The sequence below is a fragment of the uncultured Microscilla sp. genome, from assembly GCF_947493425.1.
Taxonomy (GTDB): Bacteria; Bacteroidota; Bacteroidia; order Cytophagales; family Microscillaceae; genus Microscilla.
In genome coordinates this window covers 14,721-35,769 of record NZ_CANLRP010000062.1, presented here as the reverse complement: position 1 = coordinate 35,769, position 21,049 = coordinate 14,721, and the positions used below count along the sequence as shown (strand labels likewise).

The window sequence follows — 21,049 nt, the reverse complement described above, 5'->3', positions numbered from 1 at the left end:
TATTTGGCAACCTTATGGCTGCTCAAGCACAACCTCCCGCCCGCGAATATGGGTTTATCAACAAAAAAGGGAAAGTCATTGTCAAAATGAAATATGCCTATGCCGGCAACTTCTCCGAAGGCAGGGCGGTGATCAAAGTAGGCAAAAAATATGGATTTATTGACAAGAAAGGGAGAGAAGTGATCAAACCCCAGTTCGATAAAGCCCTGGATTTTAGCGAAGGACTGGCCGCAGTAAAAAAAGATGGCAAGTATGGTTTTATTGATAAAAAAGGGAAAATAAAAATAGATTTTCAATTCGAAAAAGCAGGTAAATTTTCGGAAGGACTTGCCGCCACCCGCATGGACTACCGCTGGGGTTTTATAGACAAACGTGGGCGAAAAATAATTGACTATCAGTATACTTATGTCCGCCCTTTTAAAGAAGGACTTTCAGCCATTAGCCAAAGCGGGAAAAGCGGATTTATAGACCGTGGGGGGCGCATTGTTATAGGGCGCTTGTATCGTTCGGTGAGCGATTTTAATCAAGGGCTGGCTTTGGTAGAAAAAGGATATAAAAAATACGGATTTATCGACAAAACCGGCACCGAGGTAATTCCGCCTACCTACCGCCGCGCCAAAAAATTTACCGAGGGGCTTGCCGCAGTCCAGAAAGATTTTAAATATGGTTACATAGACCTGACTGGTAACCTTACTATCAAAAACGACTATGCCAGGGCACAATCATTTAGCGAAGGACTGGCTTGGGTAAAAAAATCGTATAAGGCCAATTATGGTGCCATCGACAAAAACGGCAAAACCATTATTGAACCCCTCTACAAAAAAGCGAAGCTTTTTAGAGAAGGATACGCCATAGTAAGCAAAAACAAAAAATACGGGGTAATTGACCGCAAGGGAAAAGTAATTGTTGACTTTAAGTATGACCTCATCCTCCACTTTCACGAAGGTATGGCTCGTATTGTAAAAATAAATGAAGAATACGAGACAACCATTGAGACGCCTGTTGCTACTACTCGTAAGGTAAGGAAAAAACCACGAGTAATCACATCTTATCAATATGGGGTGATCAATAAAAAGGGGCAAACGCTCATACCCACCAATTATGCCAGGCTAGGCAGGGTATCGGAAGGGTTGATGATAGCCAAAAAAAACAAAAAAGGCTTGTACGGGTATATCAACCTTAAAAACGAAACAGTCATTCCTTTTAAATTCAAAAGAGCCTATTCATTCTCAGACGGGCTTGCCGCAGTAAGTACCAATAACTCTTTGTATGGCTATATAGACAAGAAGGGCAAGCTCACGATACCCGCCACCTATGATCGTGCCTATCCATTTTCGGAAGGACTTGCCGATGTGAAAGTCAACGGCAAGTATGGCTATATCAACAAACAAGGCAAACTGGTGATTCCTGCCGTTTACAGTTTTTCCTATAGCTTTAAAAAAGGAGTGGCAAGAGTAAAAAACAATGGCAAGTATGGCTTGATTGACAAAAAAGGCAAGCTTTTATTACCTATGGAGTATGACTATATAGGCTATGTGGCTGATAATTCATTGATGAAACTCAAAAAAGATGAAAAGTATGGTTTTGCCAATACCCAAGGTAAAATAGTAGTACCATTGCAATACAAAAAGGCGGGCAATTTTAGCCAAGGACTAGTGAATGTAAACAAAGATGGCAAATGGGGCTTTATTGATGCTACTGGCAGAACTGTAGCCTCGTTTCAATACGACTACGCCCATGAGTTTAAGGAAGGGCTGGCCGCAGTAAAAAAGGACGGAAAAGTAGGCTACATTGATACTAAAGGTAAGTTGGTGATTCCGATCAGGTATTACAACTATGGCAATAGGTTTCATGAGGGGTTGGTTTGGGTAAAGAAAACACTTTTGGGAAAGTATGGTGCCATTGACAAAAACGGCAAAGTAGTAGTGGACTTTGGCTACGCCGTAGGTTACCGCTTTAATAATGGGATAGCCATTGTAAAAAGAGCAAAGCTAAAAACGGGCAAATATGGCACTATAGATAAAAAAGGTAAGTTAGTAGTGGGTCTTAAGTATGACAGGTTATACTATCACGGCGAAAAAGGCCTGCTAAAGGTCTCTAAGATTACCCGTATAGTCTCTAAACCCACCCCTACTACCTCCACCAAAAGGTATGTGACTACTTCAACACAAGGCATGCTTAGTCCCAAGGGCAAACTACTGGTTCCAACAAAATACTACCGTTTGGGTACCCCTTCTAAAGGGCTGATAGCAGCCCGAAAAAAAAGCGGCGGAAAATATGGCTTTGTTAACCTAAAAAACGAAGTAGCGATCCCGTTTGAATATGACTGGGCAGGCGACTTTGGCAAAGAAGGGTTGGCACCTGTGCGTAAAAATGGCGAGTGGGGGTATATCAACACCAAAGAACAATGGGTGATTCGTGGAGGCTATACTTCGGTAAGCGAATTTTCGGAAGGACTTGCCAGAGTGAGGAAAGATGGTAAATACTATTTTATAGACAAAAACGGCAAAAATGTTTTAAGCGTTAATTATAGTTATGTTACTACCTTTGAAAACGGCTACGCCAAAGTAGTAGAAAACAAAAAATATGGCTGTATTGACAAAAAAGGTAAGCTCATAGTGCCCTGCGAGTATAACTATGTGATAGGAGCAAAAGAGGGCATTATAAGGGTAAAAAAAGACAAGAAATATGGAGCTGTCAATACCCAAGGCAAGCTCATAGTACCTTGCGAGTACGACTACATAGCAGCAGCCAAAGAAGGCATTATTAGAATTAAAAAAGACAGAAAATACGGCTATGCCAACCAAAAAGGCATTATTGTACCCACTCAGTATGACCTCAATCTGAGCTTTTCGGAAGGGCTCGGCAGGGTAGAGAAAGACGGAAAGTATGGCTACGTCAACAAAACGGGCAAAATAGTGATTCCTCTCCAATACGACTACGCCACCAAGTATAGCCAAGGGCTTGCCGCAGTAAAAAAAGAGGGTAGGTATGGCTACATCAATAAAGCAGGTAAAACAATCTTGCCTTTTAAGTACCCTACTGCATTTGAGTTTTCAGAAGGACTTGCCTGGGTAAAAGACCTTGGCAGTAATAGGTATGGCGCCATCAATACCCAAGGCAAAATGGTCATTTCTCCTGCTTTTCGTTACACCGAAAACTTTAAAAATGGAACCGCTATAGTGAGCAAGGGCAGTTATAGTTCGGGGTATGATGTGGTAGATACTAAAGGAAAAACACTCACCACTCAAGCCTACAAGCAGATACGGAGACTGGACAATGGTTTCTTTAAGATTACCCAAAGAACAAAAAAAGCCATTGAAGATCAACCAATTGTAAAAAAGCGGGTCAAAAGACCCAATATACGCTATGGGTTGATTGATATGAAGGGCAAGGTGGTCATTCCGGCAAAGCACTATTACTTGGGGCTATACAAGGAAGGACTCTTAAGGTTAAAAGTCAAACGTCATGGCGAATATGGCTACCTCGACAAACAAGGCAAAGTAGTGGTAGAGCCTCAATACCAATATGGTACTGACTTTTCGGAGGGGCTTGCGGCAGTACTACAAAATAAAAAATACGGTTTTATCGACAAAAAAGGCAAGCTAGTCATTCCTATCCAACACGAATTTGCTTCTAGTTTTAAAGAAGGGTTCGCCAGAATAAAGAAAGACGGCAAATATGGGTTTATTAACAAAAAGAATAAGTTGGTGATTCCAGCTACTTATGATTATGCAGCTGATTTTATCGAGGGGCTTGCCAAGGTACGAAAGAACAAAAAATATGGGTTTATCAATAAAAAGGGCAAGCTAGTCATTCCTATTCAATACGATTTTGCGTACTCTTTTTCCGAGGGGAAAGCTGCCGTACGCAAAGGTAAATATTATGGTTATATCAACACCAAAGGGGAAGAAATCATCCCTATAGTGCAGTCTTACTACCCCAGACGGTTTTCGGAAGGGTTGGCTTTGGTAAAGCAAGCGCGTAGGTATGGGTTTATCAACGCCAAAGGTGTGCTCACGATTCCGATGCAATACGAAGGAGGCAGTTCTTTTAAAAATGGGGTAGCCCTCATGAAAAAAAATGACAAATGGGGAGGGATCAACACTAAAGGTAAAGTAGTGATTCCGTTTGAATATGAAGATTACTATTCTTCTACTCAAAAACTATCTATCCTACAAAAGAATAACCAATGGGGAGCCGTTAATGCCAAGGGTAAAGTAGTTGTTCCTTTTAAGTACGACAAACTTAAGCCATTCTCCAATGGGTTTGCTGTAATGGGTGAAGCCGCCAAAGAATAATCAACGATAACCAATGCCCCCTAAACACCCAATCTGGCAAATGCTGGTTTGGGTGTTTTTTTATGGTGCATGGTACCTTTGGCTAGTGCATTGGGGATTAAATAAATGCACTAGTTGTAGACAGTATTATATAAGTTGTTTATTATCAAATAGTTTACTAATCTATGTTTTGACTTTAGCCTTCACTCACTCTATATTAACTGCTAAGGTGAAAGTTGATCGAACCACCGGGCATATGTCTGGTGGTGTGCGCAGGATAAAGTAGGGTAGAATGAACCCCTACTCTGCTCGATTGGTATCGAAAAAATTACACCAATTACCCTAAATAAATCATCCACTGTATATCTTTGGTTAATTATATACCAGCTTATAAGGTAATTTACCCTGATATTGCGATAAGTAAACCTACAAAAATAATCTGAGCCATAAAACGGTATCTTTGCCGAGTGGACTTCCTCAAAAAACAGTTCCATAGCTTTGGCTATGCAAAGGTTTTTTGACTCGCCCACTCAACAAATATTTTGTTTTATTGGCACATCTTATTTTTTCCGCTTTACTAACTTTATTTTTTCGAAAAACTATGAAACAATTTACCCCTCAAACAACCTGGCAACCACCCAGCCACTGGCAACAGATAAGTACCATAGATGCCCACACTGGTGGCGAACCTTTACGTATTATTATAGATGGTTTTCCTGAACTACTAGGCAACACTATTTTGGAGAAAAGGCGGTTTGCCCGCGAAAACTTAGACCACTTGCGTACTGCGCTTATATTTGAGCCACGCGGACACGCCGACATGTATGGTTGTATACTTACCCCTCCTGTATCGCCCGAAGCAGATTTTGGGGTGTTGTTTATCCACAACGAAGGCTATAGTACCATGTGCGGACACGCCATCATTGCCCTTACCAAAGTAGCGTTACAAACCGGCATGTTGCCTCAACAGCCCCCTGTAACTACTATAAAAATTGACACACCCGCCGGACTTATTACTGCTTTTGCTACTATAGAAAACGATGAGGTGACAGAGGTGCACTTCCAAAATGTGCCCTCGTTTGTGCTAGAGTTAGATGCCGAAGTAGAAGTGCCCGGACTGGGCACCATAGTGTATGACTTGGCTTTTGGCGGAGCTTTTTATGCTTACGTACAAGCTGACCAACTGGGACTCAATTGTACCCCAGACGAATACAAGGAATTGATAGACAAAGGGATGGAGATAAAACACGCCATTATGAAAAGTCGTAAGATTGAACATCCTTTTGAGCAAGACCTTGGTTTTTTGTATGGAACCATTTTTATTGCTCCACCATTGGGTGGAAGTGCTGACAGTCGTAATGTGTGCATTTTTGCCAACGGCGAAGTAGACCGTAGTCCTACGGGTACAGGGGTAAGTGGCAGGGCGGCTATTCATCATGCCCGCCAGGAGCTTGCTGTAGGCGAAAAAATGTATATCGAGAGTATTTTAGACTCACAGTTTTCGGTAAAAATAGCCCGCGAAACTACTTTTGGCACTTACAAAGCCATTATTCCCGAAGTATCAGGTACGGCATACCTTACGGGCAGTCACCAGTTTTGGGTAGACCCAGAGGATGCACACAAAGAAGGGTTTATTTTTAATTAATTGAAGTTGCAAGGAACAAACGACAAACATCAAGTGCCAGTTATATTCGCACCTGAAATACATAAACAACTGAAAATCAACCTTTTACACCTCAAACACTACAACTTGGGTTAATTAACTAAAGTAGTGCTCAAAGAAGTTAATATCTACTTTAGCTACTTGAAAACTAATACTGAAATAAGGCTAAACGACACAAAAGACAAGCTGAATACAATGCAAAAAATCAGAATATTATCCCGCCACGATGTACAGACAGCTTTGCCTATGGCAGATGCCATCAAAGCCATGCGCGAATCTTTTACCTGGCTGTATCAACAACGGGCACAACTCCCACCCAGAACCGAAATGACAATCAAAGATGCCAATGCTGATGTGTTGATGATGCCTGTATACATACCCGATTATCAGCAAATGGGGCTCAAAATAGCCAACGTGTTTCGAGAAAACCCTGCCCAAAACCTTCCATTGATCCAAGGCTTAATGCTGTTGATAAACACCCAAAACGGACAAGCAGAGGCCATCATGGATTCTACTTATTTGACCGCTATGCGCACTGCAGCAGGTTCGGCACTTGCCACCGATGTATTGGCAAACCCAGATGCCCAAACCCTGGCAATTTTTGGTACAGGTGCCAATGCCATTACCCACCTTGAAGCTTTGTGCCTGGTACGTGACATCAATAAAGTGTATATTTTTGGCAGGTCATTGGCAAAAGCCCAAGCATTTGTGCAAGCCCAACAAGCCCACTGTAGCGCCCTGCTGGAAGCCACTGATGACCTGGCTGCATTGGCCGAAGCAAGCATTGTTTGTACAACAACCAGTGCCTCTGCTCCCTTGTTTGATGCTGACTATATACAACCTGGCACCCACATAAGTGCCATTGGCACCTATAAGCCTCACCTACGCGAAATACCGGGCAAACTGGTGGCAAAAAGTAAAATAGTAGTAGATTACCGTGAAGCATGCATGAAGGAAGCGGGCGATATTTTAATACCTTTGCAAGAGGGCTTGATTGACGAGCAAGATGTGCTCGCTGAGTTGGGCGAAGTACTCGCTACAGGTTTAACCATCCGCAAAAGCGCTCAAGACATTACTTTTTATAAATCGGTGGGGGTGGGTACTCAAGACCTGACTGCAGCACATTATATTTTACAAAAAGCCAATGAGTTAAGTTTAGGTACATTATTAACACTCTAACTTCTAAGTAGCTGGTAAGCAGTAACATAGTGACCTAATAGCCAATAATAACCAACAACCAGTAAAAATGACCAACGCTGACGAAAACAAAATCATTGCTTTGCTCAACAGCAACAATGAAGTAAATGTTACACTTGCTTTTCAGTTGTGCCAGGGGGCAGGTGGGCACTACAGTCCCAAATTAGCGGCTTATTTGCAAAAATACCCTTTGCTTTGTGTACAGTATGGTTTTGAGCAAACCTATACTCAACACTTGACCCAACTAAAAATGGAGCAACATACCTGGAGTACTTTGCCCGAAGAAATACTCCAGCTTAGCCGATTGCAGGAGCTTAAGCTACGCAACAACCAACTACAGGCCTTACCCCATACCATAGACCAGTTGGGGCACCTTACCTCTTTAAATTTAAGTAAAAACCGTTTGAGAAAGTTGCCCGAAAGTATAGGGCATTTGCAACGCCTGCAACATTTGTGGCTATGGGGCAATCGTTTATCGGCATTACCACAGCGTTTTGCCCAGCTTACCGCCCTTAAGGTACTCTATCTCGACAATAACCTCTTAACCACCTTTCCTCAAGAAGTGACGCAGCTTATTCATCTCGAAAAATTATTTTTGGGGGGCAACGATATACAACACCTCTCTCCTGCTATAGGCAAACTTACACAACTCAACACTTTGTCGTTGGCAGATACCCTCATCAAAAAGTTACCCAACGAAATAGGCAAGTTGAAGCAACTTCAGCAACTCAACTTTGAAAATAGCAAGCTCGAAGCTTTACCCAAAACATTCGGTCAATTGGCTCAATTATCAGAGGTGTTTTTGGCGTACAATCAGCTGGAAGCCCTTCCAGAAACTATAGGAGACTTGTGGCAACTCAAAGAACTTCACTTGCAAGTAAACCACCTGACTAACTTTCCTAAAAGCATAGGAAAATTAACCTCTTTAGAAGTACTCGTGGCAGACGACAATCAGCTGGAAGTATTGCCCGTCGAAATAAACGGAATGAAAAACCTGCGAAGCCTGTCGCTCAGCGGCAACCAACTCAAAACACTCCCTATAGAGTTGACCCAAATGGAGCACTTGCACCAACTCAATGTACACAATAATCCTTTTGAATATATTGACCCTGAAATGATTCCCTGGCTGGAAGCAAGAAGTTTCGGGAATTCAGAAGAGTTACGACAACTAGCAGCTCAGGCATAGTTTCTTTTAGCCCTATTTTTCCCATGTTTTCAATACATGTTGGATCATTTTTAGCCTGTCATCTTGTTTTTTTATCGGTACATTTTCTTTTTTTAAAATAATAGTTTGTTAGATAAATCAAGGGTTATTTCACCTTTGATTTATACTATCATAGCATAGATTTGTACTAACTTAACCCTGTCTTATGAAAATATTTTTACCTGTATTACTTTGTTTATAGTTGGTAAGCCCAACAGGTAACCATCCAATCATACTACACAACTAAAATAAAGACAATGCTAACTTTAAATCAATCAAAAAAACACCACACTGGTAGGCAACGAGCACAACTTTTTACAATGCTAATGAAGCAAAATTCAAGAAAAGAATGGATAAAAACTGCCACTAAAAAATTAACAATGCTCTTATTGTTAATGATAGGTATTCTATGCCAGAGCCACGCACAACTAAAGGTACAACCCAAAACACTTCCCCCTCCCCAGCAACCTTATAAAGTTGATGATCATCAATGTTCCAGGATGCACGCCCACAAACAGCATGTACGGGAAAATCTGAAAAAAAAGGCAATAAAAATGCGTGCCAGCCAACATTTGCAAAAAATGAGTCGGGCAAATAGCCATAAGCGCCCATTTCACTTGTCTAGCATAGCTCCAGCAGGTGCCAACAATCATGAAATAACAGCAACTGGCTGCCAATATACCGCCACCCAATTGGCTGGCTTGAGTGCCACCCAATTGGTTGCCTTTTTGAAATCAAATAGCGATTATGATTGTATGGGAATGCCACTGTTTGAAATTGGAGGTCATTTGCCAAGCCTGTTTTCCAATAATAAAGTTCAAGCGGTTTTTCAGGAAATATACAATTTAGGAACTAGTTATGATGGTACCTTTGCCAGCGGCATATATGGTTTGCTCGTGTATATGCATGCAGCCACTTATCAAGAGTTTTATAATCCCAACTATGTTACCCTTAGTGCTGCTTCTAAAGCTTTATACAGCCAGGCATTAGGTGCGTTGTCGTCTAACAATCATTTGTTTGACCTCACCGATGAGGCTTTGACGGTATTGAAAGAATACTTTACTAATTGTGATTATGCAGGAGTTCGCCACCAACCATTTGTTTTGAGTGTAGTAAAACAAACCATGCGCAACCTGACCATCAACGATAACTGGAAACAGATCTCCGATGATCAACTACTGAGAACTTATGCTGGAGCATACAATGGTTTTTTCTTTGTGATGTTTCGTGGCAGTGGCGCACCTGATGATGGTGATAGCCAGTTTTGGACAGCCCTGGACAACGACCCAGAACTAACTTCTTTGCTGGCCAGTATTGGTAAAGACGCGGAACTATTGGCCAACCCCAACCTTAGTTTTATGGTAAAAAATGCCGTACAGGAATTGAGCCGAATGGCACACATCCCTGGGGTGATTAATCAGATAGAGGGCGAGCTTGCAGCCATTATCAACCTTTACCCCCGGCTAGATATCAAGTGGTTTAAAGCGACGCTTGCCTTGAACCAATACGGCAATTGTGCTACTTATGGGCTTTGTGAAGGCGAAGAAGCACTTAAAGAAGAGCTGAACCGTCACCTTTTTCCAAATGAGTACTCGCTGGACGATGGCAAGTTATTGGTAAAAACCCCCTTAAGTCATAAAGAAGTGCAGAAGCTTTACCACGCTGCCAAAGAGGTACAGGCACAGTTTTTTAAAATGTTGCAAACCGATCAACCTGTGGAAGGTGATGTAAACGAAACATTGAACATGGTAGTGTTTGGCTCTAAGAGCCAGTACGAAGACTATGCCTCTTATTTGTATGGCATTGATACAAATAATGGGGGCATATACATAGAGCGTCGGGCTACTTTTTATACCTGGGACCGTACCGTAGGTGTAGAAAGTTCGCTTTCGCTGGAATCGCTTTTTCGTCACGAATATTGTCATTATTTGCAAGGGCGTTATCTGGTACCAGGCTATTGGGGCGAAAACGAAATTTATGATAACAACCGCCTGGTGTGGTATGAAGAAGGAATGGCTGAGTTTTTTTCTGGGTCTACTGCTACTGATGGTATAAAGTTGCTTGCATCTAACGCAAATGTAGTGCGTGGTTTGGGTGGTGACTGGCCGAGCCTTACCGACTTGTTTAACACTAGCTATACCAGTGGCAACTTTCACCATTATCATTATGGCAACATGGCTTGGTACTATTGGTATACCAATGATTTTAGTAAATTGAAAACCTTTTTTGAGCTGACCCGAAGCAATGACGTGGCAGGGTTCGACAACCTGGTAAACTCACTTAAGTCATCAGGCGAAAGCCAATATCAAACCTTTTTGGGGCAAGTAAATACCAAGGCTGTCAATGGCAAAGAACCCAGCACCAGATGGTTGAACGACCTTCAGTTGATATTGGGCAAGCCAGCCGAAGTAAAGGCTGAGTTTAGCCGGATAACTGGAATCCAGGATGTAACAGCAAGCCTGGAGGCAAGCCTAATCAATAAAAGATTTAAAATTACCGGAAGCATTACTGGTAATGGTACTGCCAACAACAACACCACTGCTGCCCAAAGCACAGGTGAAGCCCTGAATGAGTTATTGAAGAACCTACGCAACAATAGCAAATTTAATAACTTCGACTACACCGTTGGCTACATTACCAATGTAAGCTTTGCTGGAGGAATACCTAAAGCTAATTTTGTAGTCACAGGGCCTTTGCGCAATCCTAACATAAGCAAAGATGCTGCTGCCAACTTCAAGGCAACCACCAGGGCAATATTAGTCGGCACAGAGCTACAGCTTGTTGATCAATCGAAAGGGCAGATAAATAACTGGACCTGGAGCCTGGTTGGAGGAGCACCTGGCATAAGTAATGTGCCTAACCCTACGGTATCGTATAACAACGCTGGCAAATACGATGTGGCTTTGACCGCTAACAGCCAAAACGGTACGACCAACACCACCAGTCGCAATGAGTACATTAGGGTATATGCCAAAAACAACGCAAACTATTGTACTCCTGCTACTCAAAATGACTTCACCTCTATTCACCGGGTGCAACTGGCAAACATCGACCACGCTACTGAGGGCTTTCCTGCCAATGGGTATGCCGATCATACTTCGGTACTAACTGAGCTTACTCAAGGGCAGAGTTTCCAGCTAACCGTTACTCCGGGTCATACCCGTTCAGACAACATAGGGGTGGGTGTCTGGATAGACTGGAACCAGGACGGTGATTTTGACGATGCCGGAGAACAAGTAATGATGCAAAAAGGGCGGTTTAATCAGGTAAAGGCAATGATACAAGTGCCCACCAACGCAGTGCGCGATATTGCTACCCGAATGCGGGTAAGGCTTAATTACCGGGTAGGCGAAAATCCTCAAGCTTGTGGTAATGATAATTTTATTGGTGAAACCGAAGATTACTCGGTGGTGGTGATTGATAAAGCTATAGTTGAACAAGCGCCTGTGGCATCGTTTACGTCTGAGGTAAATTATACTATTCGAGGCGAAGCACTCAAATTTAAAAATACATCATTGGGCAACCCTACCGATATCTTGTGGGAGTTCCCTAATGGTAACCCTGCCACCAGTACAGCAAACACCCCTACTGTAACTTATACTAATGCGGGGGTTTATCCTGTAATTTTGACGGTAAGCAATACCAGCGGACGCAACCAGACCATTGCTTATGTGACAGTGCGCCAAGGTGGTGGAGTCGATGGCGACTATTGTACTGCTTCTCACAACCGCGATGATGTGCATATCAACAACGTACAATTCAATACCATTAATAACAACTCAGGCTATGGCACCAACGGCTACGAAGACTACACTGCGCAAAGCACTACCTTGTTACGTAACAATCAATATGCATTGTCGATAGGTGCCACCAAAGACTGGGACCTCAATAGAGTAAGGGTGTGGATAGATTGGAATCAGGATGGAGATTTTAATGATGCCAACGAGCGAGTGTTAGATGTAAGCGGAACAGGTGCTCCTTATAATACATTAGTTGCTGTACCTACCAATGCCAAAGAAGGCGGCACCCGTATGAGGGTAAGACTAGCCTATGCCGACCATGCGGCACCATGTGGAGCGGATGGCATAGGCGAAACCGAAGACTATACAGTATATGTAGCGCCTACACTCAAGGCTCAGTTTACGGCAAATAAAACAACCATTGCTGCAGGTGAAAGCATCAGTTTTTCGGATGCCTCTACGGGTAACCCTACTGCCTGGAACTGGACATTTGCGGGAGGTTCATCTACCAGTAGCACATTGCAAAACCCCGTGATTACTTACAATACTCCAGGAGTATATGAAGTGAGTCTGACAGTAAGCAATGCCACAGGTGATCATACTCAAACTATAGCTGCAATGATTACGGTAACTGGTGACACTACTTGTACTTATTGCGCAGCTACAAGTAACAATTCTAACTATGAACACATTGCCAGGGTAAAATTGGGGGATTTTGACAATACTTCTGGTGCGGCTAACTATACCGACTTTACCGATAAAACGATTGTGCTCTATTCGGGCGTTACCCAAACCATAGCGCTTACACCAGGCTATTCGGGTGTTGCTTATGACGAATACTTCAAGGTATGGATTGATTTTAACGGAGATTGTGATTTTGACGATGCCGGAGAACTTGTGTATGTTTCTGGAGCTACTAAAACTACCGTTACTGGCAATATTGAAGTACCTGCTGGAATAGTTAAAAAGACCCGTATGCGTATAGCCCTAAAGTACAATGGCGCTGCCAGTGCTGCCTGTGGAAGCTTTGCCCATGGTGAGGTAGAAGACTATACGGTGCATATTATAAGTGATGGGGTTAATCCTTTCCCTGATTATTGCAAGGCAAGTGCACAGCAAACCAACACAGAGCACATTACACGGGTGCAAATGGGCGACATAGATAATGCGTCTGTTTCTAGTGGATATGCCAATTACCTGGATCAGGTAAACAACATCAGACCTGGCTCAAGTCAGGATATTACAGTAACTCCAAGTGTTAGTTGGACAGACAGCAAACTAAGTATATGGGTAGACTGGAACCAAGACGGTGATTTTGACGATGCCAACGAGAGTACAGTAGTAAATGGAGTTGGTCCTTATACAGTGAGCTTGACTGCCCCCAATAATGCGACTGTAGGCACCACCTGTATGCGCATTCGCCTTTCTTACGGTAGCTCGTTAAGTACTGCCTGTGGAGATGGTTGGACAGGAGAAGTAGAAGATTATAGCCTCAATGTAAGCACTCAAATGGCGCGAACGACTCAGGCAAGCTATCAGAAAAAGCAAGTAAAGGTATATCCTAACCCAACAACGGATGGACGTTTTGAAGTGGTATTGCCTGAGCGTTTACCTTTGGATGATGTCGTAAAGGTAAAAGTGTTAGATTTAAGTGGTCATTTGAAGCAAAGCTTTACTATGCATCAAGCCAAGGCTAATTTGCGTTTAAATAACCTGACCAAGGGAATATATATGCTACAAATTATCACAAAACAACGGACATACACGCAGCAACTGGTTGTGAAGTGATGATTTTTGATAAATAGATAGATGAAGTCCACTGATTGATATCTGATTTAAATCAAAAGTCACCTCTAGTTTGAGGTGACTTTTTTCGATTATAAGTACAAGGTTACCCAAGTAGATGCTCAAATTGGCTAATCGCCGAGGTTGGGCAAACGTTATAAAAAAAAACTCCCGCACTTAACGCTCACCTTTTTACATCTTTGGCTACCCCTTGCATTAGCTGAAACCCCTGTGTAAGCACTTCAGAAAGCCTTTTAAGCTCAGTTACTGTCCAATGAGGATCATAAGCTGAGGCAGGTCGGTTGTTACCTCCAAACAACTTATCATACACTTGATTGGTAAGCATATCCTTTTGTTGGTTGCCCAAAAAAAACTTGTTTATGCTACGGGCAATGTCGCCAAAGAGGTGCCACGCCGCCAAAAACTGTAAACGGTTGAAGTCTGCCTGCGGGTCTGACAACCAACCAAAGACAAGGTCTAGGTGGTGCAATACGGGAGGATCGGTTTCTAGTTGAATTTGCTTCGTGTGGGCATATTGTTTCAACGCTTCTTTACTGGAAAAAGTGGGCAGGTAAGACGGGGTTTCAAGATAAACCAAGTTTTGATCGGCTTGCACCCAAATAAGGTATTGGTCGGTTTGGTACAGGCGAAACCAAAGAAAGTAATAGCTTCTTTTCATTTTAAATTGAATGAATTTTAAATACACTCTAAAAACTTTATCGAATAACCCAAGGGTGGCTTTAGATGTTTTTGAGCCTTGGCAAATTGGGTGACCGTTTGAACGCAATAGCTGTCAAGCGATTGGGTTTTCTATCAAAATTACTGCCATTTGTATCATTTATCAACTTACCTAAAGCGCATAAAAACAAATAGTTACGTCCTTTCACCAAAAATAATTACTCCCTCAAGCAACCTTTGCATCCGGGCGGGGTGTCTTCAAAGCAAATACATTGAACCATATAAAAATACCATAAAAACCATGAATAAATTTAAACAACTGCACCACACCCAAGTAGTGGCAGGCTACCTGATTGTGCTCTTTTCTTTACTCTCCATGACCACCCTGTCGGTGTTGGCACAAGATGCCGGAGGCGGTTTCAACCTTGCGGTCAAGCATACCGGCATAGGCTTTGGCAATTCTAAAAAGTTTAACGGCATTAGACTAAATTATCGTGACTACCGCCTACAAAAAGTCAATGGGCTCAATGCCACTATTTGGACACCCTATGATATGGAGCAGGGCGAAGGAGGCAATGTCAATGGCGTAGCGTTAGGCGTGCCACTCACTGGCGCCCGCAACATTAGAGGCGTTGCCGTGGGAGTTGGTGTAGGTGCCACCGAATCGATATACGGAGCAACTATAGGTGTGCTGGGTGCCGGAGCCGGACGCCATGTAGTGGGCTTGGTCAACCTGGGTGGACTGGGGCTAGGGGCCGGGTACAATGTAAGTGGCTTGCTGAATATAGGAGGACTGGGGCTGGGCGCTGGCAAAAACCTGACTGGAATAAATGTGGGTGGTTTGGCAGCAGGTGCCGGAAAAAAAGTACAAGGCATCAATATAGGCGGGCTTGCTGTAGGGGCAGGCAAAGAAATCACCGGGTTCAACCTGGGCGGTTTAGCTGTAGGCTCAGGGGGCAATGTCAGTGGAATCAATGCCAGTTTTGGAGTAATAGGTGCGGGCAGCAAAGCAAGGGGACTCAATATTGGTGGTTTAGCCGTAGGCGCGGGCGACAATATTGCAGGCATCAACCTGGGTGGGCTTGCCGTTGGAGCAGGCAAAAACGTATATGGTGTCTCAGCTTCGGCCATTGCAGTAGCCTCGGGCGAAAGAACCGTGGGGATAAACGTGGCTGGAGTAGCCGTAGCTGCGGGTAGCCAGGTATACGGGCTCAACCTTGCCGGAATAGCCATAGGAGCAGGCGACGAGGTAAAGGGAATAAACGTAGCTGGGGTAGCCGTAGGTGCCAAAAAACTTAGTGGGCTGTCGGCAGCATTGGTAGTAGGCGGCAAATATGTACGTGGCGTTCACATAGCTCCTGCTTACCTCAACGTTGTAGATGGAGGCACTATGAAGGGGCTCGCCATTAGTGCATTTAACCACATCAAGGGTGAGCAAAAAGGAGTAACCATTGGTATCTTTAACTACGCCCGTAAACTCAAAGGTTTTCAGTTTGGTTTGCTCAATTACGTCAGAGACAATCCCTTATTGCTTCGTTTAATGCCTATTATGAATTTTAGTTTCAAAGATTGAGCATGACCTTGTGGCAACCACAGGCTGGTTTTGGCTAATCTTTTGGTTATGGGTATTTTGAGGCATTGCTGAAAAAGTTGTGAAAAAATCAAGCCTCCACAGCTTGACTCATCACAAAAAACATTTCCCGGGCAATTTGACGACACCTTTCGTTGTACTGCTTACTCTGTTGTGGGGTATTGTCATACGCTTTTGGGTCTTGATAAGGCAGCGAAAAACGCGCCTCAGCACCTATTACGACCGGACACCCCTCATCTGCTTGGGTACATACCATGAGGGCAGCAAAATTTTGGGTAGGGTTACTGGCATGTGCATACACTTTAGAGAAAGCTTCTATTGCCGGAAAATGGTCGCTATAACGACATTGATACAATGGATTTTTGACTTCAGTTTGACGACTTATTTCTATGCCAGCCGCTTGCAAAGCAGTCACTACATTGGGGTGAAGGGCGGTGGATTCGGTGCCTCCCGAAAAAGAGGTGAATTTACTGAGATGGTAATAAGCCGCTGCTATTTGTAGCCAAATTTGTCCCAAATGGCTCCGGCGCGAATTGTGAGTACAAATCACTATTACCTGCACAGGTTGATCTGTCTCCAGTTTTTGACGAATGTATTGGCTCACTTCTTTGAGCTGTTGTTGGCGATTGGTAGATATTTGCTCAAACTCTTGAGTAACCTCTGCCAAATAGACCGCCAAACGAGGGTAAAAAATGGGGGGGGGCATTGCTATAGTTATTTTAAAGTTGTGCAGGCAAGGTAGCAATAAACAAGTAATAATAAGCCACAAGGTACAAGCAAAAAGTAACCTGTACCTTGGAGCCATCATTTATTTACAAAATATAATCGGTACGCAAAAAGCTGGAATGTCCTTCTTTTACAATGCTCCGCACAATATCTTTGTTACTTTCCCGGTCTTTGGTAGCTACAATCGCCCGGATAGAAAACACCCGTAAAGCATCAGATACCGAAAGAGTACCCTCTGCCGAATCTTTACGCCCATTGAAAGGAAACACATCGGGTCCCCGCTGACATTGTGCATTGATGTTGATTCGGCTTACCTGGTGGTACAGTTCATCTATCAATTCTGCAATTTTTTGAGGGTCACGCCCAAAAATACTTGCCTGCTGCCCAAAATTAGAACTAACCACATACGCTATCACTTCCTCTATGTTGTCGTAAGCCACCACTGGTACTACCGGGCCAAACTGCTCCTCGCGGTATACCCGCATTTGGTCGTTGACGGGGTAAAGTATTGCCGGATGAAAATAGGTTTCGTTTACCTCTCCTCCACCGTACTCAGCATTCATTACCTGTGCCCCGTGCTTTTCAGCATCTTTTACCAACCCCGTCAGGTAATCAGTTTTACCAGGTTCGGGCAATGGAGTAAGTTTTACCCCTTCGTCCCAAGGCATGCCGGGCTTTAGGTGGTTTACTGCTTGGTTAAATTTGTCTAAAAACTCCTCAACTATAGAACGATGCACAAACAGAATCTTAAGAGCAGTACAACGTTGCCCATTGTAAGACAAACTTCCTGTAACACATTCGGTTACGGCATTCTCTATATCAGCATCGGGTAGTACAATGCCAGGGTTTTTAGCGTCCAGTCCTAGCACCGAGCGTAATTTGTGGGGTTTGGGATGCATTTTTTTCAGGTCATTGGCGCCTTTATTGGTGCCAATAAAAGCAAAAGCATCTACTTGCCCGGTTTCCATCAACGCCCCTACCGTAGCCCTGCCCCGACCATAAATAATATTAATTACTCCTTTCGGAAAAACGTCACAAAAAGCCTTGAGCAAAGGTCTGATCAGTAAAACCCCATACTTGGCAGGCTTAAACACCACCGTGTTGCCCATGATCAACGCAGGAATTAAGGTGGTGAAGGTCTCGTTCAATGGGTAGTTGTAAGGTCCCATACAAAGAGTAACCCCTAAAGGTACCCGACGAACCTGGGCAATGACACCACTTTCTATTTCAAATTTTGACGAACGTCTGTCCAGGTCTTTCAGCGCATTAATGGTGTCTTGAATGTAGGTAACTGTGCGATCAAACTCCTTGGTAGAGTCTGCCAGGGTTTTGCCAATTTCCCACATCAGCAGCTTTACTACCTCATCGCGTTGTTTTTGCATTTCGGTTACAAATACCTCTATATACTGAATGCGATCTTTTACTTTAAGCGTAGGCCAAAAACCTTGTCCTTTGTCGTACGCTTTGTGGGCAGCATTCAAGGCTTCGAGCGACTCTTTAGGAGTAAGCAAGGGGCTGCTGCCAATTATTTTTTGCTGACAGCCCTCCATAGTCTGAATGCATACTGGCGACTGTACCTGATTCATTGGCCCTTGCCATTGACGAAGTTCTCCATCAATCAAGTACTCACGCTGTTCTATAAATTCATTGATTTGATATTGGGTAGGAATGTCTTGTGCCGCCGGAAATATGCTCGGCATGGTAGTAGTTGTATCCATTTTTGATTGTATAATTTTTATATTGATATTTTAAATTCACTATCAAAAAGCCTGTTTTATCATAAAAAACAAAGCACTCAACTACTCTTTATTGATATTCTTGCATTTAAAATCCACTTATTGCACAATATGAAGGTTATTTTTAATTTTTCTACACAAAATAAAATTATACATAAATTAAGCAAAACAATACTATACTTAACTACAACAAATAAAATCAATATAAAATTAAGCAAAACAAGGTTTTGCAAAATAAAAATCAAAAAAATAAGTGAACACAAGATACAGGACAACAACCTGTATCTTGGCTAAAACAAATGAATATAACTTATACGATTTTAGGCATACACATACACTAACCTGACAAAACCAACCAACAAAGCCTTCCGTACACGTAGGTATTGGCTTGCAAGGAGCACTATCACCAGTTTGTAACAAGCACTGCCAAGCTATGAAATATATTGTTGAGCTAATAAAAACCAAGCACTACGCAGTTAGAAACCATTTACCAGAGCAGGTATCAATCCATTGCTGTAGATAAAAGCTTACAACTAGTGCATCAGGAGTGTATCAGGACACGGTTGATATGAGTGATGATGAATACCGTAAAGACCATTTGTAGGGCAAGAGTTTTACTTTGCTGTGCTCAACAATGGAGACTTTGTCAATGACTTGGCGGTAAGTCAAACTTTTGACGAAACAGGGAACTTAATTTTAACTACCAAGTATTTTACAGAAAAAGAACCTGCCTACGCCTGGCTGCTTACCCTCGCTTAGCACCTCTGTTTTTAGCTTTACCAAAAACCTCCTGGCTTACTTTTTCTAAAAGACCAAGGAGGTTTTTGTTTGATTATACACGATTTTTCCCTTCATCGATTCACCCTTCCTTTCAGTTTGGCTCCTCTTGGGGCTACGTATCTACCCCAAAGGCGCATTAGAAACATTGACTTCAAACAAGTACTTGGCTATCTGTATTCTCTCCTGTCAATTATCCCCTAAAAATAGTTAAAAGTTAGAAAATTTATAGAACTTTGTAACCACGATATGACAAACACAATCACAGAAGAATTATAAAGAATAAAACAGACTTTATTATATGTACTACAATTCCATCATCGAAACAATAGGAGATACTCCTTTGGTAAAGCTTGGCAAGATAGCTGAGGGCATCAAAGGAACTATATTGGTAAAAGTAGAATACTTTAACCCTGGCAACTCAGTAAAAGACCGCATGGCCATTAAAATGGTAGAAGATGCCGAAAAAGCCGGATTACTTAAACCAGGGGGGACTATTATAGAAGGTACATCGGGTAATACCGGAATGGGGCTGGCACTGGCGGCTTGCGCCAAAGGGTACCGTTGTATTTTTACTATGGCCGATAAACAGTCTCAGGAAAAAATAGATATACTACGAGCTGTAGGTGCCGAAGTACATGTATGCCCTACCAATGTAGCCCCTGAAGACCCTCGCTCTTATTACTCAGTGGCGCGTAAACTCAACGAGGATATTCCTAACTCGTTTTACCCTAATCAATACGATAACATGTCGAACTCGGCGGCTCATTATGAGACCACTGGCCCTGAGATATGGAAGCAAACCGAACACAAAATTACCCATTTTGCTGCGGGTGTGGGCACAGGCGGTACTATTTGCGGTACCTCTAAGTATTTGAAAGAACAAAATGCCAACATTGTATCGGTAGGAATAGATACTTATGGTTCGGTATTTAAAAAATATAAGGAAACCGGCGAATTTGACGAAAACGAGATTTACCCTTACCTGACTGAAGGTATTGGCGAAGATATTTTGCCTAAGAATGTAGATTTTAGTATGATTGATACCTTTGTAAAGGTAACCGACAAAGACGCTGCAATTATGACTCGACGCCTGGCGCGCGAAGAGGGACTGTTTGTGGGGTGGTCGTGTGGATCTGCCGTATATGGCGCCCTAGAGTATGCCCGCGAAAACCTCAAAGAAGAGGACACCATGGTGATTATACTGCCTGACCACGGTACCCGCTACCTTGCCAAGGTATACAACGACGAATGGATGCGTGCGCATGGTTTCTTAGAAGAACGCTCTTTTGCTACGGCACGCCACATTGTATCACGTAAAAACGGAAGTGGTAAGTTGGTTACTATAGACAAAAACTGTAAAGTGGCTGATGCTATTTCTACGATTACCAAAGAAGGGATTTCTCAGATTCCGATTACAGATGGCGAACAGATTGTGGGTAGTTTGAGTGACTCTAAAATTTTGGCTAAATTGATAGAGTCGCCCGACATCAAAAATCAATCAATAGACACTTTTATGGACAAACCATTTACCTTTGTGGCTATGGACAACACCGTAGATGTGTTGTCATCGTTGATCAACAAAGACAACCCCGCCCTGATGGTACGTGACGATGAAAACCAAATCCATATCATCACCCAAGCCGATTTGCTTACTGCAATGACAAGCTAA

General features: G+C 42.9%; 10 protein-coding genes. 7 read left to right on the top strand and 3 right to left on the bottom strand.

All coding sequences use genetic code 11. The features are described 5' to 3' along the window. The first annotated feature begins 14 nt into the window (after window positions 1-14). The 5 genes from Q0954_RS16735 to Q0954_RS16715 all read left to right on the top strand — a co-directional run bounded on the left by Q0954_RS16735 (window position 15) and on the right by Q0954_RS16715 (window position 13,872). Complete coding sequence (locus Q0954_RS16735) at window positions 15-4,301, top strand: WG repeat-containing protein (protein WP_299458642.1); 4,287 nt, start codon at window positions 15-17, stop codon at window positions 4,299-4,301. Between the two features lie 580 nt (window positions 4,302-4,881). Then, window positions 4,882-5,925 (top strand): proline racemase family protein, encoded by a 1,044-nt coding sequence (locus Q0954_RS16730; protein ID WP_299458641.1) that lies wholly within the window; start codon window positions 4,882-4,884, stop codon window positions 5,923-5,925. Between the two features lie 213 nt (window positions 5,926-6,138). Further along, on the top strand, window positions 6,139-7,122 hold the full coding sequence (locus Q0954_RS16725; protein WP_299458640.1) for an ornithine cyclodeaminase family protein: 984 nt from the start codon (window positions 6,139-6,141) through the stop codon (window positions 7,120-7,122). Between the two features lie 67 nt (window positions 7,123-7,189). Then, a complete protein-coding gene (locus Q0954_RS16720; protein ID WP_299458639.1) occupies window positions 7,190-8,326 on the top strand; it encodes a leucine-rich repeat domain-containing protein in 1,137 nt (378 codons plus the stop codon). A 344-nt stretch (window positions 8,327-8,670) separates the two neighbouring features. After that, window positions 8,671-13,872 carry a GEVED domain-containing protein gene (locus Q0954_RS16715; RefSeq protein WP_299458638.1) on the top strand — a complete coding sequence of 1,734 codons (5,202 nt, stop codon included), beginning with the start codon at window positions 8,671-8,673 and terminating at the stop codon, window positions 13,870-13,872. A gap of 181 nt (window positions 13,873-14,053) precedes the next feature. Here Q0954_RS16715 and Q0954_RS16710 read toward each other — a convergent pair whose 3' ends face one another. Beyond that, entirely contained in the window at window positions 14,054-14,548 is a 495-nt protein-coding gene (locus tag Q0954_RS16710; RefSeq protein ID WP_299458637.1) for a hypothetical protein, read from the bottom strand. Between the two features lie 300 nt (window positions 14,549-14,848). On the opposite strand from Q0954_RS16710, the gene Q0954_RS16705 reads away from it, so the two are divergent. Continuing rightward, window positions 14,849-16,120 (top strand): hypothetical protein, encoded by a 1,272-nt coding sequence (locus Q0954_RS16705; protein WP_299458636.1) that lies wholly within the window; start codon window positions 14,849-14,851, stop codon window positions 16,118-16,120. Between the two features lie 88 nt (window positions 16,121-16,208). Here Q0954_RS16705 and Q0954_RS16700 read toward each other — a convergent pair whose 3' ends face one another. Continuing rightward, complete coding sequence (locus tag Q0954_RS16700; protein WP_299458635.1) at window positions 16,209-16,844, bottom strand: protein-tyrosine-phosphatase; 636 nt, start codon at window positions 16,842-16,844, stop codon at window positions 16,209-16,211. 106 nt (window positions 16,845-16,950) lie between these two features. Continuing rightward, on the bottom strand, window positions 16,951-18,582 hold the full coding sequence (locus tag Q0954_RS16695; protein WP_299458634.1) for an NADP-dependent glyceraldehyde-3-phosphate dehydrogenase: 1,632 nt from the start codon (window positions 18,580-18,582) through the stop codon (window positions 16,951-16,953). Window positions 18,583-19,678: 1,096 nt separating this feature from the next. Between Q0954_RS16695 and Q0954_RS16690 the strand changes: the two genes are divergently transcribed. Beyond that, entirely contained in the window at window positions 19,679-21,049 is a 1,371-nt protein-coding gene (locus Q0954_RS16690) for a cystathionine beta-synthase (protein ID WP_299458633.1), read from the top strand.

Bases quoted from the DNA above. Each gene is read 5' to 3' on its own strand.
- Q0954_RS16705 (WP_299458636.1), top strand. From the start codon at position 14,849: ATGAATAAATTTAAACAACTGCACCACACCCAAGTAGTGGCAGGCTAC.
- Q0954_RS16735 (WP_299458642.1), top strand. From the start codon at position 15: ATGGCTGCTCAAGCACAACCTCCCGCCCGCGAATATGGGTTTATCAAC.
- Q0954_RS16730 (WP_299458641.1), top strand. From the start codon at position 4,882: ATGAAACAATTTACCCCTCAAACAACCTGGCAACCACCCAGCCACTGG.
- Q0954_RS16695 (WP_299458634.1), bottom strand. From the start codon at position 18,582: ATGGATACAACTACTACCATGCCGAGCATATTTCCGGCGGCACAAGAC.
- Q0954_RS16710 (WP_299458637.1), bottom strand. From the start codon at position 14,548: ATGAAAAGAAGCTATTACTTTCTTTGGTTTCGCCTGTACCAAACCGAC.
- Q0954_RS16725 (WP_299458640.1), top strand. From the start codon at position 6,139: ATGCAAAAAATCAGAATATTATCCCGCCACGATGTACAGACAGCTTTG.
- Q0954_RS16720 (WP_299458639.1), top strand. From the start codon at position 7,190: ATGACCAACGCTGACGAAAACAAAATCATTGCTTTGCTCAACAGCAAC.
- Q0954_RS16690 (WP_299458633.1), top strand. From the start codon at position 19,679: ATGTACTACAATTCCATCATCGAAACAATAGGAGATACTCCTTTGGTA.
- Q0954_RS16715 (WP_299458638.1), top strand. From the start codon at position 8,671: ATGAAGCAAAATTCAAGAAAAGAATGGATAAAAACTGCCACTAAAAAA.
- Q0954_RS16700 (WP_299458635.1), bottom strand. From the start codon at position 16,844: ATGCCCCCCCCCATTTTTTACCCTCGTTTGGCGGTCTATTTGGCAGAG.